This window comes from [Scytonema hofmanni] UTEX 2349, assembly GCF_000582685.1.
Lineage (GTDB): Bacteria > Cyanobacteriota > Cyanobacteriia > Cyanobacteriales > Nostocaceae > Hassallia > Hassallia hofmanni.
Genome location: NZ_KK073768.1, coordinates 3,812,986 through 3,835,166, shown reverse-complemented (window position 1 = coordinate 3,835,166; position 22,181 = coordinate 3,812,986). Strand labels below are relative to the sequence as shown.

Below are 22,181 nucleotides of genomic sequence, written 5' to 3'. Positions count from 1 at the left end.
GGGCTGTGATTATTGAGAATGGAATCAATAAAGCCAAAAAATGATGTTTATCTTTTCATAGCACAAGCGTTCAAAACCCTTGCTGCGTCTTTGGTTCAAAGGGTTTTGTCACCCCCTCAGCTTGTTAACAACAAATTAAATCTCAAATATTTAAAGAATATGATTAATCAAACTAAAATTTTCTTACTATTTTCCTCTATTATCAATATTTTATTTGTAATAGCTTTTGCTCTGTTGATTGCAAATAAATGTGGATTTTCATATTTAAGTAATAAACTTTTGCATTTTTTTCCAGAAAACAATAGTAAACATTTTAATTATCCAGCTTACTATTGGCATAAAAAAAGCCAATTTGAGAAGTTGCCTAAATCTGAATCGGATATCATCATGTTAGGTGATAGCATCACGGATGAAGGTGAATGGACAGAATTATTAGGATTAAATGTGAAAAATCGGGGTATTTCTGGTGATACCACAGAGAGAATATTACATCGTTTAGATAGTATATTAGAATCCAAACCAAAGCAAGTTTTTTTAATGATAGGTATTAACGATTTAATGAATGATGGTAAATCGGTGACAGTGACTTTAGAACAATATAAAAAAATATTGCGTGAATTTAAAAAAAAAACCCAAATACAAAAGTATTTGTGCAAAGTGTCTTACCTGTCAACAATAAAGTTTATCTATATTGGCAAGATAATAATAACGTAGTAAAAATTAATTCTGGCTTGAAAAACTTAGCGAAAGAATTTAATTATGAATATATAGATATATTTTCTCTCTTATTAGATTCAGAAAACAATTTAGATACTAAGTATACAGTAGATGGACTGCATTTAAATGGTGAGGCATATTTAGTTTGGAAGGCAGTTCTTAAAAAATATATGCTTGTGGGTAAACCATAAAATAACTTGTTATCTGGCTTTGTCAAGTCACTAAAAGCTATTTTCAACCAAATATCTACATTAATTATTTGGATTGCGTATCTTAAATCGAAAAGTTGAGTATAATTTTTTACTTTCCTTCTGAGAATAATCGCTGCTAACTTTAACTGGACTCCACAAATTGTAATGTATCAAAAATAAAACAAGTAACTGTACTAATTTATGCTTTAATTCGCTATATGTTTGTTATGAATTCACAAACAGGGAAAAATTTATGGATTTCAATCAGATAGGTCAGGTTGCGATCGCACTGTTAACTCAGTTTGGCTTTAAGATTATAGGTGCGATTCTTTTGTGGGTCGTTGGTCAAAAGTTAATTGACTTTGGCTTAAAGCTGGTGAAACGTGGTTTTAGAACTCAACACGTCGATCCCACAATTGTTAACTATCTTCTCAATATCATTTCCGTTACACTGCGAATTGTTTTAGTTGTAGCACTTCTCGGCTTTTTTGGAATTGAAACAACCTCCTTTGCAGCACTCCTGGCAGCAGCGGGTATTGCTATTGGTGCCGCATGGGGTGGATTGTTGGCAAACTTTGCAGCGGGTGCTTTTTTAATTGTTTTTCGACCCTTTAAAGTAGGAGACTTTATTAGTGCTGGGGGTGTTACAGGTACTGTTGTAGAACTGGGAATTTTTGCAACTACGATCAATACACCTGATAACGTGATGACAATTGTTGGAAATAACAAAATATCTTCTGACAATATCCAGAATTTTTCTGCTAATGCTTACCGTCGCGTTGACTTAGTTGCCCAGTTGCATCATGATGTTGACCATAATCAAGCGATCGCACTTTTAAAAGCGAGAATTAGCGAGATTCCTAACGTTCTCAGAACTCCAGCACCAGATGTAGAAATTGTCAACTTTAGCTTGGCAGGACCTGTCTTAGCAGTCCGTCCTTATTGCAGTAATGACAATTACTGGCAAGTTTATTTCGACACTAACAAAGCTATACGTGAAGTCTTTGGTGAGGCAGGGTATCCAGCGCCTGAACAACGTTATGGCTTGAATGGATCATCTCAGAATATAACTGATTCTCTCACGCGATCGTCATTTTCATAAGTTAATTTTGGGCAAAAAGCCAAGATTTAACTTGAAGCGTTGCTGATTAGATGTATAAATTTTGGTGTAGAGACGTTGCACATGCTTCGTCTCTACAAAGGTTTTGAAATCCTGATTAAAAATTGAGTGTCGGTGACTAATTAAGATTTTAAACCGCAGATGAACGCGGATAGACGCAGATGAAGCTAATACAATTATCTGCGTTCATCTGCGGTTATAATACTCTGCTACCTAATTTTACGGACGTGGGGCTTTGGCAGCATCTTGAAAGCGATCGCATTGAATTCTCATTATAGTTTGGGTAGGGCTTGCGTTCTACCCTATATTTCTATTAAAAACTTATATGCCCAGACGTGATATTTACCACGATACTGTTAAACATGCCCTGCAAAAAGCAGGCTGGACGATTACCCATGATCCATTTCCTTTAAAAATAGGTAACAAACGTTTATCTGCTGACTTGGGCGCAGAACGTATAATTGGTGCTGAGAAAGAAACAGAAAAAATTGTTGTTGAAGTCAAAAGCTTTGTCGGTGAGTCGGATGTCAAAGATTTAGAGCAAGCGTTAGGACAGTATATTTTATATCGTCAAATCCTTAATGAGATAGGTGAAGAGAGAGATTTATACTTAGCTGTTTCTAGACCAATTTTTCAGAGTGTGTTTAGTATAGAGTTAGGACAGATTTTGTTAAATAATAAAATTATTAAATTACTTGTATTTGATGATGTAACAGAGGTGATAGTCAAATGGATACCGGATTCAAGTATAAAGAAATAATAAAAAATATCCTAAATGAACACGCACAATATCGTGCATGTATACCTGATAGCTATGATTCGCAAGTTTTATTTGACGATGAGCGAGGACGCTATCTCATTTTAGATATTGGTTGGAGTGATGATAAATATCTACACGCAACACCCATTCATCTAGATTTAATTGATGGCAAAATTTGGATTCAATTTGATGACACAGAAGAAGGTATTGCTAACGATTTATTAGCAGCAGGCGTTCCTAAAGATGATATTGTACTTGGTTTTCGCCATCCTCAAGTACGACAATATACAAATTTTGCCGCAACTTAGTACAGCTTTGCGTAAAATCGTGGTGAATTGAGGGTTGAAATTTAAACGCACTCGTGACGCAGAGGTTAGCGTAGAGGCACACGGAGGTTTTGCTAGGAATTAATGATTTGATGATTTGCCGGAACTAATTTTCAAGTTTTGAATATTAGTGGGGGAATTGCTAACTGATAAGTCGGCAGTTGCGCGATCGCACTCAATAATCAACGAAAGCGCACCTGCTTGACTTATTTAATTCTCATACTCAAATCTAACCACTTTGACTGCGTAATCGGCGCACTACTAGAAATATAGTCTACACCTGTCTGAGCTATGGGGCGAAGAGTTTCTAAGGTTACATTACCTGAGGCTTCAATTTTGACGCGGCTATCTAGGTGGCGAATTATCTGCACTGCCTCACGCATCAAATCAAGGGACATATTATCCAACATAATAATATCAGCTTTATGCTCTAAGGCTTCTTTCACCTGGTCTAAACTTTCTGTCTCAACTTCTATTGTTAAGGGATAGGGTATTTGAGAACGGATGCGGGTAATTGCTTCTTTAATTCCTCCCGCTGCCGCGATATGATTATCTTTGATCATGACTGCATCATCCAAGCCCATGCGGTGATTCGTCGCTCCTCCCACAGCAGTTGCATACTTTTCCAATATCCTCAACCCTGGTGTAGTTTTGCGGGTATCAACTAATTGGGCGGGTAAGTCGGCTATTTCTGCTGTATATTTATGAGTTAGAGTGGCGATTCCACTTAGACGCATAGCTAAGTTGAGAGCAACCCTTTCCCCCATTAATAATGCATCTAGGGAACCTTGGATTTCGGCAATTATTTCCCCAGGTTCGCACTGTTGTCCTTCAGCCGCAACAGCCATAAAGCTGACTTTTGGGTTTAAATGCTGAAATACTCTGGCAGCTACTGGTAAACCAGCTATGACTCCTGATGCTTTCGCCACCCATTTAGCTGTTCCTTCTATTGTATTCTGAGATAAAAGGCTTTGAGTTGTGCGATCGCCTCTCCCAATATCTTCCATTAACCAGCTTTGTAATAATTGATCTAGTATCAGAAATGGCGGTAGTACCGCTGTGGAAGTTTTCATTATTTGAATAAGTTTAATGTTTATATTAATTCTGCATGATGTTGCGCTGCTGGCTTCTCTAGCGAGAGCGTTTTTGCGTTGACGTGATTTCGCATCATTTTGCTCCAATCCAAAATGGCAAATTCAAAAAAGCTGTACAAATTTCCCTTGATGTTAAATACTTCCCTAATAATTAAGACGCCAAATCTGGCAAGCCATTTTAGCCATCTTCTTTTGCCTTTCTTCAATCTGTTTCGGTCCCCAAACTGAATCCTTCAAAATTTCTTTTGTAATATCCAACTTTGAATTAGAAAAAGCCTTGGCAGATTTATCCTCAAATGAGGTATTGCCTACTTTACGATTAACTGATGAATCCAGCAATGTCATGTTACCCAGCCTATAGATGTACTGATTTGGATCGGTCTTCGAGAATTCTACCAGCCACTTATCACTTGGCTTTTGGGGGAGAATATGCTCTAAGTTCAATTCAGTTGCATTTGGATTCGCAATCAATTCTTTGCTGTCCATATAATGACTGTTAATCTCACTGAGAATATAGCGTGCTAGCTTTGTATTGCTTGCTGTAAAGCTCTTCTCTACAAAAGCTCTCTCAAACTCAGTATCACTGGGATAAAATTCCTTTAACTGCTCGAAAATATGTTTAGCAGATTTTGGCTTATGTTCTCGAATATATCTAGCAGCGTTACTGTAGGCAGATTCAAGTTTATTAGGATTCGATGCACAAATAACGTTGTAGCGAAAAGATAAGATAACTATAATTCTTAAAGCTTTTGGAAACAAGTCATCTGTTAAGCTTTCTTTTGCTGCAAGTAAAACGGAATAGCACTGACTTACTTTAAAAAGATTAAGCCGCTCAATATCTTTCTTCAGGTCTGAGTTATATGAATCCCAAACTGGACTTTGGGAGTTTTCAAATGCAGCATAAATTTCTGCGGCTTCGCGCAATTGGTTAACAAAATCAAATATTTGGGAAGAATTCCGCAATTCTATTGCTATTTTCCGGTATAAATCTTTTTCTGTTACAAGTCCATATTTTGACAACCAGTAGTGGCGGATAAATCTCGTCAAATCTAACTTATCTGATATTATTTGTTCCCATTTTCTTTGAACTTCTTTTAATCTGTCAGATGCTCTTGAAAACAAATAGTTTTTTAAGAGGTCTGCAACAGATAAATCTAAACCTCTATCATTCAAAGTCTCGAAAATAAGATAAGAATTAGCTTCATCTGCGACTGATATTAAAATTGATACTAATCTATCTCTGATGCATTCTTCAAGTTCGATTAAAACTACAATTTCTCCTACTTTATCTCCTAGATTCTTTATACGTTCTTGAACTTGTTCGTACAAAAATAAATATGCATCAACTATGAGTTTATTTGATTTTTCTATATTTCTCTTTTTAGATAGCTCACGTAAGAAAGTAATTTTTTGGGATTCAACAATATATTCTTGATAAAACTGATTATTTCTTTCATTCAGGACTAGCTTAGATTCGGTTTTTCGAGTTCGCAGATTCAATGAACCTAAATACTTGTTTGAAATAGTTTGAGCTAACTGGTCATCTCCTTTTTCCTTAGCTATATTCCTAAGTACACACATCAATATTGACATAGTTGTTACACGCTGTTGCCCATCTATCAGCATTAACTCAGGTTTTTTTGAGTTATTTACAACAACTGCACCAATAAAGTGTTCGCTACGTCCTTCGTCCAGCGTCTCAGTGATATCATTCCAAAGCTGATCAATTTGTGCTTCTGTCCATGAATAATCTCTTTGGAAACTAGGTACTGAGTATGAATTATTGCCTGTGAGTAATTCACCGAAGCTCATTAAGCGGCTATCAATACTGGACGTTGGCATTTGAAAATCCTGAACGTTTATAAACTACATATCGCATCTAAGTACTAGCATAACAAGCGAGTCTCAGATATATACCTCCCGCTAGATAGAATACAAGCTTACCTGAGTTACTTCGGCAAAGTTTTGACTACTAAAACCCTATAAAAGCGCTTTTATGATTTTTATTTCTTATTTTTTTGAAAAAGATAAAATTAGGTTTTTACAACATAACCCGTCAAATCCGGTAAGACAGGGGATAGTAGTTCATGTCATAAGTTTTGAGGGGTTTCAACTTACCAAAATAATTGATTTTTAAGGCTTTGGAAATTTGATTACCCATCAGAATTAATGACATAGACTAATAGTCCATGTCATAAGTTTTGAGGGGTTTCAACTTACCAAAATAATTGATTTTTAAGGCTTTGGAAATTTGATTACCCATCAGAATTAATGACATAGACTACTAATAGGGCTTTGACTATTAGTTCATGTCATAAGTTTTGAGGGGTTTCAACTTACCAAAATAATTGATTTTTAAGGCTTTGGAAATTTGATTACCCATCAGAATTAATGACATAGACTACTATACCCATCAAAAACCCCAAATCCTTGTTTTTTAAGACAGTTTCAGATATCTCCTTAACTTACAGCAAAATTCGTATACTTCCTTCTCGCCGGTGCTTGAAATGCCAACACAATATCCTCATAAGGAACCCCCAACTCTAACAAATCCCCGGCAATTCCCCGTTCCGTTCCATCATGCTGAATCCAAATTTTTCCATTTTTAATATTGAGATGCAGTATCATCCCGTGGATGCGCTTGTTTCCATTCCACCCAAATGTCATTAATTGATAGTGCTTGTGTTCCCTATCAAAAACTAACTGTACTTCCACATCTCCATAATATGGCTTAAATTGACTATACTCTTTCAATAAATCTTCAATATAATTTTGATACTGCTCTAACTTATCCATTGAACTATTCCCCCCTGCTCGGTATCGTAGACAATGAGTTTAAATTGATAGTTAGCAATAGCCAATTGAGTAAATTCTAACTTAAAAAAAGTTTCATAAATATCAAGAGGAACCGCGAGATATAGAACCCTATCCGGTTCTTCCTGTTGCAAAATTAAGCGATAATTCATCACCTGACCAACTGCTTGATGAAAATCGTAAATTACTGAGTAGCTGAGAAAACTGATGAAATTAGGTTTTTGCAACACAACCCGTCAAATTCCGTAAGACCGAGGATAGGGCTTTAAAAGTGTCTTAGCTTGATAGACATAAACAACGTTGATAACCACCCCACCTCGTCGAATCGGTATTGTTGCGATCGCACTCAAACTACTAAAGTAACTTCGGTAGCTAGCCATTAAGTCTTTTCTGAGGTTAAAGGGGGCAGTAGTGATGTACAGGGCATCTTCTCCCAACCATTGCTCTGGTTTTGACCAAAAAGCAAAACCACGTAGATCCTTGCCAATATCAAAGCAAGTAATCGGTGTGTCAGCTAGAGGTTTAAGGGACATGGCAATGGGTCCACCTAAATAGTAGCGATTGGTGAATATGAAGCTAGAGTTGTGTAGCGCTGCACTGAGGATAGGAGATTGAGCAAAACCGCGTCGCAATTGCCCAATATCAATTAGTTCTGTAGAGGGATCGTCCTTGGGAGGTAAGAATCCTCCCATAAAAGCGTATTGACTAGGCTTTTGCATGATTCCTGCTGTTATTTGCAGCAGGACAGTAAGTAACATGCAGCTAACCGCAATTCCTGTACCTAAGAACCATCGACGCACAGAACGTCTGGATTTATCTTGCCAGATAACTGCCTGTTGTCCTAATAGTAAAGTTGTCCCCCAAAATCCTGGCATTGTCCAAGCCGGCAAAATTTGCCGATATCCTCCGATGAAAGTAAAGCCGATAATTATGGGTAAGGACACCCATAAAATTAATAGCACCGAAGCGTCTAAATTTTTTCTTGAAGTTAGTGATTTATGATAAAAAAATTGATTTATTTGAGATGCTAGCGATCGCAAACTGACCCACCAAAGCGGAAATCCGATGGTGGGAAATAGGTAAGCTATGCCAAGTAACAAGACAGTTATTACACTCAGCAGATTATAGCCACTTTTCGGCACTGCCCGCTCTGACTGAAAACGAAAAGACACCCAATCATGCTGGATATTCCAAAACACAATTGGGGAGATAGTTATGATAAATAAGCATAATCCTAACCATCCCCAAGGCGATCGCACTACACAGCGATGACGTGAACTCGTTAAACAAAAACCAATTAGCCCCACTCCCAAAACAAAACCGTGATATTTGCTATCGCAGGCTAATCCTACCAAAATACCAAGAATTGCTAAACGGTAACTAGGGACGTATAAATTAGATGAGCAGGATTCTTGATTCGCAGGTTGTCGAAAAAATTCATTAGCCGCACAATATAAACTGGCAGACCAAAAAAACATCAGTGGACTGTCCGGTAGACTGAGAATGCCAAAAGTAACTTGAAAAATTGGACAGATAGTAGCGATCGCCAAAGTCAACTTGGCAGCCTTTGCAGAGAATAGTCTTTTACTAGTCAGATACAATAACAGCAAACTGCCTGTGTAGCAAATTATAGCTCCCAGTCGAATTGTAAATTGGGATACAACTCCACCAGTCAACCAGGGACCAAAACCAGTTGTCAGCGCAACCAAAAATGGATGATCGAAATAGCTCCAATCCAGATGCAGACTGTAAAGATAGTAGTAAGCTTCATCAAAAGTAGGGTAAACCGAAAAAGCAAGGAAGGATCGAAACAGCAGTCCCCCAACCAGTAAAAAAAGCACCAACTGATTAGATTTGTCAGCCAGCCATTTCTGAGCTATTTGCATTTATTTAAATTTTATCCTTCTTATTAAGATGCATTTTAACGTTGAAATCGTATAAATCAAAATAGGACTTACGCACTAAGTAGCGAGAAAACAAGATTTAGAGATTGCTTCTTCGTGTCGCAATGACGCAAATACGTAGTCTGTGCCTAAGTCCGTCAAAAGTTGAAATCTACATCAAGCAATAAATTTCATGACCGAATTTGAACGCTATCTATTTGACTTACAAGGCTTCTTAGTGATTGAGAATGTACTTAATCAAGACGAAATTGCCGCTCTTCAGTCACTGCTAGACCGGCAAATTGCACTTCAAGATAACCAAGCCAAATTTCTGCGCTTTGATAGTTTACTATCTTGGGGGAAACCTTTGAGGAATTTGCTCGATCATCCGCGAATCACTCCCTACCTATCTAATTTGTTAGGAGAGAAATTTCGCCTAGATCATGACTACCTTCACATCATCCGTCAAGGTATTGGTCCAATTGGCTCCCATTTACATGGAGGTGGAACTCCCTACGATCCTTGCCAATATTACCAATTTAAAGATGGGAGAATCTACAACGGCTTAACTGCCGTTGCTTACGAACTAAATGACGTACATCCCGGAACCGGTGGTATGGGATGCGTCCCTGGCAGCCACAAAAGTAATCTACCCTTCCCCCAACAATGGCTTGATTTAAAAATTCCCCATCCCTGCGTACAAGCAGTTACAGTCAAAGCCGGAAGCGCCATAATATTTACCGAAGCATTAACCCACGGTACACTTCCTTGGAAAGGAAAAAACGAGCGCCGAACACTTTTTTACAAATATTCACCCCATCCCTCAGCTTGGGCAAAATATTTATATAACTCTAACGATTACCCAGACTTGACAGCATCGCAACGGCAAATACTCAGTCCACCTGGAGTGTATCCTTAACACAACTTACCCAAAAACTCTCTCTTCCTCTTCCGCAGTGTAGCGTTTTTAAATGCAGGGGAATGCGATCGCATTGTATCGAGTGACAATCGCATTGTATCAAGTGACAATCGCATTGTATCGAGTGACAATCGCATTGGATCGGGAAACAATCGCATTGGATCGGGAAACAATCGCATTGGATCGGGAAACAATCGCATTGTATCGAGTGACAATCGCATTGGATCGGGAAACAATCGCATTGTATCGAGTGACAATCGCATTGTATCGAGTGACAATCGCATTGTATCGAGTATTGCCAAATTTACTCCGCGTACCTTTGCGCTTACCTCCGCGCTCCTCTGCGTTTAAATTTCAACCCTCAATTCCCCACAATTTTACGCAAAAAGGAGAGGGAATGGGGGTGAGATTGTCATGTATAACTTGTATAAATACAACCCCGTATCCAAAGTAAGCAAAGATGCGATTTAAACACCTGTGCCATAAAGTAGTACATTGAAAAATGCATCTAAAGTAGCATTATTGTTCTTGACAAAATTACCTGTGCGAAAAATAGTTATTGCCGGCAACTGGAAAATGTTCAAAACTCAGGCAGAATCCCAAGAATTTTTACAAGGATTTCTGCCCACCTTACAAGAAACACCCGAAGAGCGAGAAGTGGTTTTATGTGTACCCTTCACTGACTTAAGCGCTTTGTCCATGAATCTGCATGGAAGTCTTGTACAGCTAGGAGCGCAAAATGTCCACTGGGAAGAAAGTGGAGCTTATACCGGTGAAATTTCCGGTCCCATGCTCACAGAAATTGGGGTGCGTTATGTAATTGTCGGTCATAGCGAACGCCGACAATACTTTGGGGAAACGGATACTACCGTCAACTTGCGTCTGAAAGCTGCTCAAAAGTATGGTCTTACCCCAATTTTGTGTGTAGGTGAAACTAAGCAACAACGAGATGCAGGAGAAACCGAACTTCTGATTATGACTCAGTTAGAAAAAGACTTGGTGGATGTTGACCAAACTAATTTAGTGATTGCTTACGAACCGATTTGGGCGATCGGGACTGGTGACACTTGCGAAACAAAAGAAGCCAATCGGGTAATTGGTTTAATTCGCAGTCAGTTGACAAATCCCCATGTTCCAATACAATATGGCGGTTCAGTCAAGCCAAATAATATTGACGAAATTATGGCTCAACCGGAAATTGATGGTGCTTTGGTGGGAGGAGCGAGTTTAGAAGCTGCGGGTTTTGCCCGAATTGTTAACTACAAAGTAATCTGATGTTGCATCTTCTCGTTCCCATGCTCTGCATGGGAATGCAAATCTTGGGGCTGCTACGTCTAGCTTTGAACTTTGTAGTAAGCACTTTAGTGCTTAAATAAAGCACTGAAGTGCTTACTACGTATATGCCAAGTAATTTGATAATTCGCGATCGCTGTTTCGATTGGGGACAGCGGACTTATCTTATGGGCGTTTTAAATGTGACGCCTGATAGCTTTAGTGATGGTGGCGATTTTAACAGTGTTGCTGCTGCTCTAATACAAGCAAAAACACTGGTAGCGGCTGGTGCTGACATTATCGATATCGGTGGTCAATCAACTCGACCAGGAGCGGTGCAAATCTCTGTGGCTCAAGAACTTGAGCGGGTGCTATCGGTTTTACAAGTACTCAGAAAGGAAATTGACGTGCCAATTTCTGTAGATACAACACGGGCAGTTGTAGCAAAAGCATCAATTGAAGCTGGGGCGGATATAATTAATGATATCTCTGGAGGCACCTTTGACTTAGAAATGTTGCCAACTGTTGCTAAATTAAATGTGCCAATTATCCTAATGCATATCCGGGGAAACCCAGAGACGATGAATCAACTTACAGATTATCAGGATTTGATGGGGGAGATTTATGCTTTTTTAGAAAGGCAAATTGCGATCGCAACAGATGCGGGTATTGGGTTTGAGAAAATAATTATCGATCCTGGTATTGGCTTTGCCAAGAACTACGAGCAAAACTTAGAAATATTTCGTCGGTTGCGAGCGATCGCATCACTAAACTGCCCCATCTTAGTAGGACCATCCCGTAAAAGTTTCATTGGTCGCATTTTAAATCAACCAGACGCAAAAGCACGAGTTTGGGGAACCGCAGCAGCTTGTTGTGCTGCTATCTTTAATGGTGCTGATATCTTGAGAGTTCACGATGTCAAAGAAATGCGCGATGTATCGCTAGTTGCTGATGCACTTATGCGACATTCTCCACATCGTGTTTAAATCTTTGATTTGAGATTAGACAGAACCTTTCTCAGAGGTATTGCCATTACCTTCAGTAGCTACAGTATCACCAACCATCTGGTCAAGTGCTCCCTCTGATAGTCCTGAATTAAGAAAAACAATTTTGGCATTTGTACTAGCACCAAGTCTTTGGTTCGCTTCTACTTGTTCTTGAGCTACAAGATATTTGAGAATTTCTCTAGTGTCTGGTTTGGAATTTATCGCGTCAGAAAGTATCCGAATTGACTCCTTAGTTGCTTCGGCTCTCTTAATTGCAGCTTGCTGCTCTCCTTCAGCTGTGGTAATAGCTGCCTGTTTTCTGATTACAGCCGCTTGCTGCTCTGCCATTGACTTCTGTACGCTTTCAGGGGGTGTAATACTTTGAATATCTACCCGAATAATCTCAACTCCCCATTCTGAGCTTACCTGGTTCAAAATCTCCAACAGAGATTTGTTCATCTCATTTCTAGAAGAAATGGTTTCCGTTAAAGTTCTATCGGCAATGTTGGCACGAAGTTCAACCGTTGCTAGGTTTGCTAGCGATATTTGGATATCATCGATTTTATAAAAGCTTTTCTCCATACTCATGATTCGCCAGTTGACAACGCCATCAACTTCTAGGTAAACGTTATCTTTGGTGATCACTTTCTGAGGCTTAATGTCTAAAATCTGCTCTCGTGTAGTATCTTCCATCACAATACTATCAACCAGGGGAACGATAAAGTTTAGACCTGGCTTAAGTTTACGATGATACCGCCCTAAACGCTCAACTAAGGCTTCATTACCTTCATTAATCAGTTTTGCAGACCCTAACGCATAGCCTATAAGCACTAAAACTATAGCAACAATCGGCTCCATATATGCTCCTATTCAGCTTTTGGCAGAATTCAAATTTAATCTAAAGGACACGGTACTAACTTGTCCTACCTTTAAGTCTAATGTGTTGAATGTGTAATCTTATTATCACAACCAGCAGTGTAAGGCAAGACACGATAACGCAAGGCAATGGCTATTAAAGCACTTGAGTGTCACCCTGGCAAGTATTTTTTTGTAAAAGTGGATAAGGGATAGGAAACCGGAATCAAAGTCCCCCGATAAATTCGGCGACTTTGAGGGATCTAGAACGTTTTGCTACCGACAACAGGGCTTTTCAAACATCCTCTTAGGTTTGCCATCGCAAGTTAGATAAATGCTACTTACTTACGCACGAACTTTACGCCGTAGTAAACTTATCATACCCATACAAGATATCAAAGCTACAACAGTTGATGGTTCAGGAACAGTTTTTGTTGTTGTTTGTGTCTCTAAGAAATTCGCCATATCTTCACCAATTATTTGATGTACACGACGAGTGGGATGAATCTCGTCGTAATAATAATAATTATCAGGTGTTGAACAACCAGGCTCCAACCCAGCAGTAGTGTATAAAAGTCGGCAGGCATCATTTATATTGGTAAAACCATATGCCACTGGATTAGAGCGAATTCTTGTGCTAATTGCAACGTGGTCATACAGTGCAACTTCAACACCTAATTGCTTATTCAGGGTATCGAGTTGACTGGGAAGACTTTCATTGATAACATCTCTAAACTTAGCTGCCTCTTCAGAGTATTGCTCAAAAAGCGGTAATGCCTCTATATCTGTAGAATTTACGACAAAAAACTGTTTTGCCCCTACTGATGCAAGTTGTGATACTCCAGAAGCAATGTTGTTAACAGCAGCAGAAGCTAGTGCATCCACCGAACCAGTCTGATTATAAAAAAACCTTTCTAATAAGTCATTTGTAGATATAAATATGAAGTATAACCCATTAGAATCTGCCACGCGATTAACTTCTGTTTTATATTGTTCGATTTGACCAAATAAACCAGTATCTTGATATTGATCAAGCCAGGGACTTAAATTGCCATTGCCACTTTTTCCACCACCTACAGCATAATCTGTTAACTGTAAATTTTCTTCTTTTGCCAGTACCTCAACTGATGTTAATCCGGGATTATTTGTCCATCGTCCATCAGAGTCATACGCATCCAATCGGGGGAATATAAATGATCCAGGCACCCCAGCTTTGACTGCTGCTGTTGTAATCTGACGTGCTGCCCCATTGTCTGAATAGCTGTCACCAAAGGCATAAATACGAGAAATAGAGTTGAAAGAAGCTGCATAAGCGTTATGAACACCTACACACAAGAAAGCCGCACTAGTTACTGCGGCAGTAGCAAAAGTCTTCAAAGTAGTACTTTTCAGCATACCAACAAGTTCGTTTACAAATATTAAACATTAGTACTGTCGTTCAATAAGTAAGTATTAAAAATTACTAATTGACAGCACTCAAATATAATAATCTATTTGACAGCACTCAAATATAATAAGTAGGTGGGTGTGTAAATATCAATGAAACAGAAAATCCGGATAAGTATTAAACTCTACAAACCCTGATTCCGCATCCAGAACTGTCACAGCTAACGAGGTAAAAAATCCACGAAGTGTAGGTAGTTTACTTAATTACAAACTTCAGCCACGGTTTAATATTTGCCGGCAACTCAGAAACTAGACGCAACGGCAATTGGGGTGTAGAAAGAGATTGGGCGTAAGCTGGTGTGAGAAAGGGTTGATAAATTTTCGCTTCTGGTGTAAGTTGTTCAATAAAGGCTAAACTGACACCACGAGTTAGTTGACGCAAAGGTTCTGTTTCTACACCACGCCGTTCTTTAACGATCGCAGTGGCTGCTGTTCCTATATATGCTGGATCGCTAATACTCAAATGAGTACCACCGATCGCAGTTAAGAGATATTTAGTTCCTCGCAGTTGAGTAAAAGGTTGGATTTGATGGTTTAGCGCTGGGGTCAGGGAATCTTCAGTGCCGCTTAAGATTAAAACTGGCTTGGTAATTTTACTTAAACCATTTTTGCCAAATAGTTTACCTACCAGAGGATTGAGTGCGATCGCACTTTTGACCCGTTCATCTTTTAATTGTCTAATCTTATCTCCCAAAGGCGCCGCCGTACATTGCAACCAATCTCCCGGAGATTCACCAAAGCTAAGAGAATTTTGACAATATTGCCGTAAATCCTTCAAATCTAATTCTCCCCCCACCAAAGCCAAAGCTGTATAACCTCCCAAAGAATGACCGATAATAGCCACTTTCTCGGTATTTAGCTTTCCTTGAAGTTCTCCTGGTTGAGAATTTACTATTGCCAGTTCATTCAATAAAAATGTGACATCTTTGGGACGGTCAATAAATTCTGATGGTGGCATCAAATCTGCTAAATTACCTGATGCGGAAGCGTTATTAACAGAAATCAGATTGCTACCAGGATGTTCAATTGCCGCAACCGTGATGCCGTGAGATGCTAAATGACGCGCTAAATATTCCGCAAATTTGCGATTTGCCCCAAAACCGTGGGAAATTACTACTAAGGGTGTTTCCGCTTCAACTCTACTTGAATATATATCTACAGGAATAATTCTATTTCGTTGTCTGTCGGTAAATCTTAAAGTTTGTACTTGAACTGTTTCTTTGCCTCTTGCCGCTGGGTCGAAAGTTGCCCGAAACGGTATATTATTGTCAACAGCTAATTCTCGTGCTAGTAAAACTCCCAAAGCTTGACTTTGCAAACGATTGGCGCTAAATTCAACCGCTAAACCGATCGCTTGAGTTGCATCTACGGTAACATCTTCTTCTGGGTAAGCTCGTAAAAAACCAAGTGCGCTTAAACCGTTAAATTGCCGCAGTGCGATGTTAAGTGTTCCTTGCAAGCTTTCAACTGTACTACCGGGAATTGCTACTCCTAAAGATGCAATTAATTGTTTACCTTCTGGGGTTCGGACTAAATCAGCGATAAACTTGTCTGCTACAGCCGGATCTACTTGTAAACGCCTTGTCAGCAATTTTTGCACGTCTGGTGACAGCACAGAAGATAAAATTTCCAGCTTTTGGGGTAGTTTACCAGTTTTGGCGTATTTTTCTAAATCGGCGATCGCTACTGATTGCTCAAATGGACCTAAGCGAATAATAACTCTTTGAGCGGCTAAAGTAGAGGGCATTCCCACACCCAAACCCAAAGCTAGGGACAAACTACACAATAATTTTTGTGCGATCGCAATTTGACGATGATTTTTTCCCTTAAGCTGAAATTGCATAGATTTATTTGCCCAAGTTTGTAAAAGCGCGGGTATAAGTGCAGTTGTCAAAACTAATTGCTGCAATTCCCAAAGCACGATGAATGCACTTCTTCTACAACTTATAGCAAAAATTTACTTGAGTATTTTTTCAAGGGTTGCATCTGTGAAACCCGTTTAGGCGCAAACTGAAGACAAGATTCTGTATGGGAGGTTGACAAAACAAGCGCTTGTCGATATGTATCGCTCGCAATTATCCTACACTATAGTACACTGATTCAAATCGAACATGAGTCTTGATTTTTACAATTTTATTTGGCAAGGTCATATTTTTACTCATACAATCGATAAAATGGCGATCGATGTATAAAACATCAGCCTCAGTATCAGAAATTTACTAACTTATTAAAAATTCAGGTTTAAAAAGCTATCGTTAAACTTCAAATGACAGACCGGATAAATGATATCGCATGGCAAGCTCACCTCGGTAGCGTTGCTGCGATTATTCAAGTATTGAACGAAAAATTAGCCAATTCTGGTGTCAGAACCAGAGCCATTTTTGCTGATGGTGTCTTACAACTTCTTTGTGAGGCGCGTACAGTTGATAAACTTGAACAATCAACTCTTGTCAAGCAAATTCACCAAATTCTCGAATCAATCGCACCGCGTAACATTCGTAGAGTTAAGATCAACAGTCGAATTGTTCAAGAACAGCAATTGCTCTGGTTAGAGGAAATTAGCCGCACTCCAGAAAATTATTTACTTTGGTCAGAGGAAATTACTTTAGCTCAGCCAACAATAATACAGCAAGTAATTCAAGATTTCCAAGAGCGTAAAATCGAACAAGGAAAGGCTAATTTACCTAAGTCGCAATATTCTAGTTCCTTAGTAGTTATTAACAAAAATAAGCACAAAAAATTCAACAGTGGACGGATGCTAGATACATTGGGTTTATGCTTATTTTTATTTGTCCTTGGTTGGAGTGCTTATGGTTGGTTAGATGGTAGATGGAATTTGATGGCACAACAAGTGCTTAAATCTTTATCACCGACGGTAAAATCTTCCGAGGGTTTGACTAACCAAGAACCAGAAATACCACCTCTGGTGTCTATACCGAGTGATTCTACTCAAGATGAAGATTTGTTTGCAGCAGCCGTAAGAATTGCCAATCAAGCTTCCACAATGGGGAGAAATGCTCAGACATCAATTCAATGGTTGGATTTAGCTGCTAGGTGGCAAAGAGCCTCTGATTTAATGAGTAAAGTCCCATCCAATCATAGTCGATATAAAGAAGCTCAAATTCGCGCTAAGTTGTATCGAGAATATAGTGAAGCGGCGCAGAAAGAGGCAGATAAGAATAAAAAAAGTCAGGAGTCAAAAGTCACTAGTCAAAAGTCAGAATTCTGACTCTTAAATTTTACCAGACTGACGAACTCAAAAACAGGACTTACGCACGGACTACGTATTTCCGTCATTGCGACGCAAGGAAGCAATCTCAAAGTCTTGTTTTCTGGTAACGAGTGCGTAAGTCCTAAAAAATTAACTTCCCAACCTCTTGACAGTTAATAATACATATATTACATTTGTAATACAAGCGGATAGCTCAATTAGTAGAGCTTTCCACCTTACCCGCAAGGGACAATTTGATCGAGGGTTATCGCAGATAACTTAAAGACCTAGTAAAAACTCTGAGGTTAAAGATAAAATCAGAATCTAAAATTTTGTACGTGGGGGTAGCCAAGTGGTAAGGCACTGGATGGACAATTGTCCATACTCCTTGGTTCACAACCTTGTCTGCAAAGACCGACGAATTGAGGGTTATCGGTTCCAATATTCGCAGGTTCAAATCCTGCTCCCCACAACAAACTAATTAAAAATTTTGAATGCGTGAATGCGTGAATTTTATGTGGTGGGTAGCCAAGCGGTTGAAGGCGCTAAACATCCTTGTTCACAACTTGCCTGAAAAGGACGACGAATTGAGGGTTATCGTAGTTAGTAATACAAACAAGTATTCGCGGGTTCAAATCCCGCCCCACTACACCAAAACAATTAAAAAGCCTTCTTTGAATGCATTCATCCATGAATATATCATGTGGCGGGTAGCTCAGTGGTAGAGCGCTAAAACATCCTTATTCACACCTTGCTCGAAAGAGCCGAAGAATTGAGGGTTATCGACTTAAGTTCGAGAGGTCGCAGGTTCGAGTCCTGCTCCGCTACACCAAATAAATTCAAAATCCATCCAAAATCTAAAATCTCATGTGGTGATAGTTTAATGGCAGAATGCCCGGAAAAATATCCTTTATTCGCAATTTAGCCCTAACGGGACGAAGAATTGAAGGTTATCGTCCAGCCGGGAGATGGTGGGTTCGAGTTCCACCTCACCACGCCAAAATCTAAAATCTCATGTGGCGGGTAGCGCAGCTTGGTAGCGCGCCGAAAATATCCTTTTTCACAACTTGTCTGCAAAGACCGACGAATGAGGGTTATCGCATTTTAAGCCGGATGTCGCAGGTTCAAATCCTGCTCCGCCACCTTTCATTTTGCCCGCAAGGGCTGGGAGATAAAGTCATGAATTATAAATTCTTTACAAAAAATAAGAAAGGTACACCACAAAATAAGCCTATCCCTGGACGGGAAGCAGAGATGATTCAGGGACGTAGTGGTGGCTTTATGTTTGATGCTGGCATTTGGAAGATGCTACGTCGCTGTTTGCTGGTTGGAACAGCACAAAGCACTTATTATGCAGGTAAGCAGGAATTAACAGAGGATTTTGTCGCGGTTTTAAAACAAGCTGTTGCCGAAAATCCCCGTCGTGTTGCCGAAGAAATCTTGTATGCTAGCGATGGACGCGCCATTAACAACAGTGCGCCTATCCTTGCATTGGTGTTGCTGTCGATGGGTGAAGCACCAGAAGCTAAAAAAGCTTTTATGGAAATCTTTCCCCAAGTTGTCCGCACCGGTAGCCACTTTTACGAATGGTTGAGTTACACCAAATCTCTGCGGGGATTTGGGAAGGTGGTGCGCGAAGCAGGTAAAAATTGGCTTTCGCGGGAAGATGTGAAAGCTTTAGCTTATCAACTTTTGAAATATCAACAGCGTCAAGGTTTCACTAATCGTGATGCATTAAGGTTGTTTCATGTCAAGCCACCTACAGAAGATCATCGCCAACTATTTGAGTGGGTGGTTAAAGGTTGGGAAGAATTACCCGATGAAATTCCTTCGCAAGCGATCGCCCAAATTTGGTGGTATGAATGGTTAAAACGGAATCCCACCCAAACCCATGAGGCAATTACTCAAGGACGCTTAACCCACGAAATTGCTGCACCTGTGGGCAAAATGGATAAAGCTGCTTGGCAGTTACTTTTCTGTGAAATGCCAATTGGGGCAATGTTGCGTAACCTCGGTTCACTAACAGAACTGGGTGTTTTGCGAACTGATGAAACTGCGAATTTACTCCGAGTGGAAGCTGTTCTCAACAACAAAGAACATCTGCGTAAAGGACGCATCCATCCGATTGATGTTTTGAAAGCGTTGAAAACTTATCAATCTGGGGGAAAATTAGGACGCAGCCAAAAGACTTGGAACCCAGTTTCCCGCATTGTGGACATCTTAGAAAAAGCGGTTGAATTGTCTTTTGATGTGGTGGAACCCACAAATAAAGTCTTCATGCACGCTGTAGACGTTTCTGGTTCAATGGGTAGCTTAGTTGCGGATATGGGACTGACTTGCTGTGAAATTGCCACAACAATGGCTTTAGTGACAGCAAAAGCTGAGAAAAACTACATGATTCGCGGCTTTGCAACCGACTTCCGCGATTTGGGTATTACTGCCAAAGATAGTTTTGGTTCGGCTGTTCGCAAAGCTAGCAATCAAAACTTCGGTGGCACAGATGCATCTGTGGCGTATGACTGGATGATTAAGAATAAGTTTAAAGCAGATGTAGTTTGCTTTTGGACAGATTCAGAATCATGGGCTGGTTACAAGCATCCGAGTCAAGCACTAGCTAAATATCGAGAAAAGGTGAATCCCGATGTTAAAGCAGTGTATGTCACCCTGACACCTTACCAGATTACTTTGGTAGATCCGAAAGATCCGCTTTCCTGGGATTTAGGTGGATTCGATCCGGGAATACCTCGGATTATTCAGATGTTAGCTACGGGAGAATTGTAAGTAACAGGTTTACCAGGTACATGCGTAAAACCCAAAACCCTGTAAAGACGTTCCGACGGAACGTCTCTACGTGTATTTAATCACAACGCAATCAAATCGGATTCCTATAGTTACAGCATATTTCACTCTTTAGGAGGTACATACATAAAACCCAAAACCCTGTAAAGACGTTCCGACGGAACGTCTCTACGTGTATTTAATCACAACGCAATCAAATTGGATTCCTATAGTTATAGGACCAGCCCTTTCAAGGTGAACGTTTGTACTATGAAATAAATAATATTTTTCACCCAATTTCGGTATTTTGGCGATTGCGATCGCTTAATTTACAGTCCAAAAATTTGGAGTTTATCCATAATTTATTTCTTCAATTGCAGTCAATGCCTGAAATACGGTTAAAAATTGGATAGTACATATGCTCACCTTGAAAGGGCTAGGTACAGATATCAGCCCTTTCAAGGTGAACGTTTGTACTATGAAATAAATAATATTTTTCACCCAATTTCGGTATTTTGGCGATTGCGATCGCTTAATTTACAGTCCAAAAATTTGGAGTTTATCCATAATTTATTTCTTCAATTGCAGTCAATGCCTGAAATACGGTTAAAAATTGGATAGTACATATGCTCACCTTGAAAGGGCTAGTCCTAAGTTAAAAGGATTTATCTAGAGTGAAGATAATCTCGTAAATCTTTTGTACGTTGTTTTGTCAGTCTCTCCAAACATCCATTACGAAAGATTTCATAACCTGTGGTACCACGGGAGTTATATACTTCAAAATTGCAGTTGTTATCGCGAAACTTAATCCATGACTGTTGTCCAGTAATTAATAACTGCTTTGGCTCGCTGCTTAAGGTGGAAGTGACTTGCTGATAAACTTGATTTAGTTTTCTATCTGCTGCTTGGTAAGATTGTTGAGAGCAAAATTTCACTTCTGTTGTCGCTGTTGCCTTAGAACAATTAATTGTTTGTGTTTGAGCAATGCTGGACGGAGAAATTGCTAAAGCTGATAATGGTGCGATCGCCACCAAGATAAATGTGCTAATTCGTTTATACATAGATAATATTGTTAGAGAAAAACTCCCTTTTTGGGAAATTAAGCTTAATTCCCCGCGATAGTGAATTTACAAAATAGTATAAAGTTTTACATTTGTGTGAAAAATTTCCAAAACTCTTAAGATTTGCACATAAAAGAAAACTCAGTTTTGACATTCCAGCGTTTACCGTCGTGAAGCAGCAGCGTTAAGCGATCGCACTTGAACTCAAAATGTAACTGTCGAGCAACAAACTCTCTCCAAGCAATTTTAAAGTTTTGCTTTGTTAAATCCCGAAATGCTACCGTCAGGTGTGGAGTGAATGAGCGATTTTGAGTGTCAATAATTCCCAACTTCTCCACATACGCGATTAAATCAGCTTGCAAATCCATCAATTCTGGACTTTGCACAACATCAATATAAATGACGCGGGGAACAAATGCCGCAAAGTTATGCAGTGTGACGGATATAGACTCTCGGCTACTAGCAAACTTATTGAGAGAATCTTCTAACAATGATACATTGCTATCTGCCCATTCAAAAGGAGGTTGTAAGGTGATATGCGGTGGAGATTTTTGTGCTTCACTACTAGCATAGCGATCGGCAAAGTATTGTTTAATTTCGTTGGCGCAGTCTTGAATGGGCTGCGGTGGTAACAAAGCGACAAAAAAACGACTCATATCATGTCCCCTTGATTACTTACGCTCACCTCAAGAACCCCACCCCGCCAAAGCTACGCTTTGTCTCCCCTCCCCGCTTGCGGGGAGGGGGT

Annotated in this window: 19 protein-coding genes, 5 tRNA genes and 1 pseudogene; 15 read left to right on the top strand and 10 right to left on the bottom strand. The window is 39.5% G+C overall.

What is annotated here, in order from left to right; all coding sequences use genetic code 11:
• Positions 1 to 18 precede the first annotated feature (18 nt).
• From TOL9009_RS50210 to TOL9009_RS0122260, 4 genes and pseudogenes are all read left to right on the top strand, one after another.
• Positions 19 to 908: pseudogene (locus TOL9009_RS50210) on the top strand (GDSL-type esterase/lipase family protein).
• Positions 909 to 1,161: 253 nt separating this feature from the next.
• Complete coding sequence (locus tag TOL9009_RS0122270; RefSeq protein WP_029634726.1) at positions 1,162 to 2,010, top strand: mechanosensitive ion channel family protein; 849 nt, start codon at positions 1,162 to 1,164, stop codon at positions 2,008 to 2,010.
• A 343-nt stretch (positions 2,011 to 2,353) separates the two neighbouring features.
• A complete protein-coding gene (locus TOL9009_RS0122265; protein ID WP_029634724.1) occupies positions 2,354 to 2,788 on the top strand; it encodes an element excision factor XisH family protein in 435 nt (144 codons plus the stop codon).
• On the top strand, positions 2,758 to 3,096 hold the full coding sequence (locus TOL9009_RS0122260) for a XisI protein (protein WP_029634722.1): 339 nt from the start codon (positions 2,758 to 2,760) through the stop codon (positions 3,094 to 3,096). The genes TOL9009_RS0122265 and TOL9009_RS0122260 overlap by 31 nt, the downstream gene beginning before the upstream one ends.
• Positions 3,097 to 3,320: 224 nt before the next feature.
• Here the strand turns inward: TOL9009_RS0122260 and nadC are convergent, their stop codons facing one another.
• From nadC to TOL9009_RS0122230, 5 genes are all read right to left on the bottom strand, one after another.
• The gene (nadC, locus tag TOL9009_RS0122255) at positions 3,321 to 4,187 is read right to left on the bottom strand and encodes a carboxylating nicotinate-nucleotide diphosphorylase (protein ID WP_029634720.1); all 867 of its coding nucleotides are present in this window, start codon (positions 4,185 to 4,187) and stop codon (positions 3,321 to 3,323) included.
• Between the two features lie 165 nt (positions 4,188 to 4,352).
• Entirely contained in the window at positions 4,353 to 6,050 is a 1,698-nt protein-coding gene (locus TOL9009_RS0122250; protein WP_084763278.1) for a DUF262 domain-containing protein, read from the bottom strand.
• A gap of 618 nt (positions 6,051 to 6,668) precedes the next feature.
• A complete protein-coding gene (locus TOL9009_RS0122240) occupies positions 6,669 to 7,004 on the bottom strand; it encodes a XisI protein (RefSeq protein ID WP_029634716.1) in 336 nt (111 codons plus the stop codon).
• Positions 6,992 to 7,252 (bottom strand): element excision factor XisH family protein, encoded by a 261-nt coding sequence (locus tag TOL9009_RS40125; RefSeq protein WP_051502992.1) that lies wholly within the window; start codon positions 7,250 to 7,252, stop codon positions 6,992 to 6,994. Before TOL9009_RS40125 ends, TOL9009_RS0122240 begins: the two co-directional genes overlap by 13 nt.
• Before the next feature lie 6 nt (positions 7,253 to 7,258).
• On the bottom strand, positions 7,259 to 8,908 hold the full coding sequence (locus TOL9009_RS0122230) for an ArnT family glycosyltransferase (protein ID WP_029634714.1): 1,650 nt from the start codon (positions 8,906 to 8,908) through the stop codon (positions 7,259 to 7,261).
• A 190-nt stretch (positions 8,909 to 9,098) separates the two neighbouring features.
• Here TOL9009_RS0122230 and TOL9009_RS0122225 point away from each other — a divergent pair, with 190 nt between their 5' ends.
• The 4 genes from TOL9009_RS0122225 to folP all read left to right on the top strand — a co-directional run bounded on the left by TOL9009_RS0122225 (position 9,099) and on the right by folP (position 12,082).
• A complete protein-coding gene (locus TOL9009_RS0122225; RefSeq protein WP_029634712.1) occupies positions 9,099 to 9,824 on the top strand; it encodes a phytanoyl-CoA dioxygenase family protein in 726 nt (241 codons plus the stop codon).
• A 72-nt stretch (positions 9,825 to 9,896) separates the two neighbouring features.
• The gene (locus tag TOL9009_RS50570; protein ID WP_398344929.1) at positions 9,897 to 10,175 is read left to right on the top strand and encodes a hypothetical protein; all 279 of its coding nucleotides are present in this window, start codon (positions 9,897 to 9,899) and stop codon (positions 10,173 to 10,175) included.
• Positions 10,176 to 10,367: 192 nt separating this feature from the next.
• The gene (gene tpiA / locus TOL9009_RS0122215) at positions 10,368 to 11,099 is read left to right on the top strand and encodes a triose-phosphate isomerase (protein WP_029634708.1); all 732 of its coding nucleotides are present in this window, start codon (positions 10,368 to 10,370) and stop codon (positions 11,097 to 11,099) included.
• A gap of 125 nt (positions 11,100 to 11,224) precedes the next feature.
• The gene (folP, locus tag TOL9009_RS0122210; RefSeq protein ID WP_029634706.1) at positions 11,225 to 12,082 is read left to right on the top strand and encodes a dihydropteroate synthase; all 858 of its coding nucleotides are present in this window, start codon (positions 11,225 to 11,227) and stop codon (positions 12,080 to 12,082) included.
• A 15-nt stretch (positions 12,083 to 12,097) separates the two neighbouring features.
• On the opposite strand, the gene TOL9009_RS0122205 is transcribed toward folP, so the two are convergent.
• The 3 genes from TOL9009_RS0122205 to TOL9009_RS0122195 form a co-directional block, all read right to left on the bottom strand.
• Positions 12,098 to 12,940, bottom strand: a complete 843-nt coding sequence (locus TOL9009_RS0122205; RefSeq protein WP_029634705.1) for an SPFH domain-containing protein — start codon at positions 12,938 to 12,940, stop codon at positions 12,098 to 12,100.
• 342 nt (positions 12,941 to 13,282) lie between these two features.
• Positions 13,283 to 14,332 (bottom strand): SGNH/GDSL hydrolase family protein, encoded by a 1,050-nt coding sequence (locus TOL9009_RS40120; protein ID WP_051502991.1) that lies wholly within the window; start codon positions 14,330 to 14,332, stop codon positions 13,283 to 13,285.
• Between the two features lie 247 nt (positions 14,333 to 14,579).
• The gene (locus TOL9009_RS0122195; RefSeq protein ID WP_029634704.1) at positions 14,580 to 16,226 is read right to left on the bottom strand and encodes an alpha/beta hydrolase; all 1,647 of its coding nucleotides are present in this window, start codon (positions 16,224 to 16,226) and stop codon (positions 14,580 to 14,582) included.
• A 423-nt stretch (positions 16,227 to 16,649) separates the two neighbouring features.
• Here TOL9009_RS0122195 and TOL9009_RS40115 point away from each other — a divergent pair, with 423 nt between their 5' ends.
• The 7 genes from TOL9009_RS40115 (at position 16,650) to TOL9009_RS0122180 (ending at position 20,375) form a co-directional block, all read left to right on the top strand.
• The gene (locus TOL9009_RS40115; protein ID WP_051502990.1) at positions 16,650 to 17,612 is read left to right on the top strand and encodes a hypothetical protein; all 963 of its coding nucleotides are present in this window, start codon (positions 16,650 to 16,652) and stop codon (positions 17,610 to 17,612) included.
• A 320-nt stretch (positions 17,613 to 17,932) separates the two neighbouring features.
• A tRNA-OTHER gene (locus TOL9009_RS47630) sits at positions 17,933 to 18,066 on the top strand.
• A 46-nt stretch (positions 18,067 to 18,112) separates the two neighbouring features.
• Positions 18,113 to 18,244 (top strand) — tRNA-OTHER (locus tag TOL9009_RS47625).
• 53 nt (positions 18,245 to 18,297) lie between these two features.
• Positions 18,298 to 18,426 (top strand) — tRNA-OTHER (locus TOL9009_RS47620).
• 37 nt (positions 18,427 to 18,463) lie between these two features.
• Positions 18,464 to 18,594: transfer RNA gene (locus TOL9009_RS47615), tRNA-OTHER, on the top strand.
• Between the two features lie 17 nt (positions 18,595 to 18,611).
• Positions 18,612 to 18,737 (top strand) — tRNA-OTHER (locus TOL9009_RS47610).
• A gap of 36 nt (positions 18,738 to 18,773) precedes the next feature.
• A complete protein-coding gene (locus TOL9009_RS0122180; RefSeq protein WP_029634702.1) occupies positions 18,774 to 20,375 on the top strand; it encodes a TROVE domain-containing protein in 1,602 nt (533 codons plus the stop codon).
• A 662-nt stretch (positions 20,376 to 21,037) separates the two neighbouring features.
• Here TOL9009_RS0122180 and TOL9009_RS0122175 read toward each other — a convergent pair.
• Both TOL9009_RS0122175 and TOL9009_RS0122170 read right to left on the bottom strand, forming a co-directional pair.
• Positions 21,038 to 21,433, bottom strand: a complete 396-nt coding sequence (locus tag TOL9009_RS0122175; protein WP_029634701.1) for a lysozyme inhibitor LprI family protein — start codon at positions 21,431 to 21,433, stop codon at positions 21,038 to 21,040.
• A 116-nt stretch (positions 21,434 to 21,549) separates the two neighbouring features.
• Positions 21,550 to 22,089, bottom strand: coding sequence for a 2'-5' RNA ligase family protein (locus TOL9009_RS0122170; RefSeq protein ID WP_029634700.1), 540 nt, complete (start codon positions 22,087 to 22,089; stop codon positions 21,550 to 21,552).
• Positions 22,090 to 22,181 lie beyond the last annotated feature (92 nt).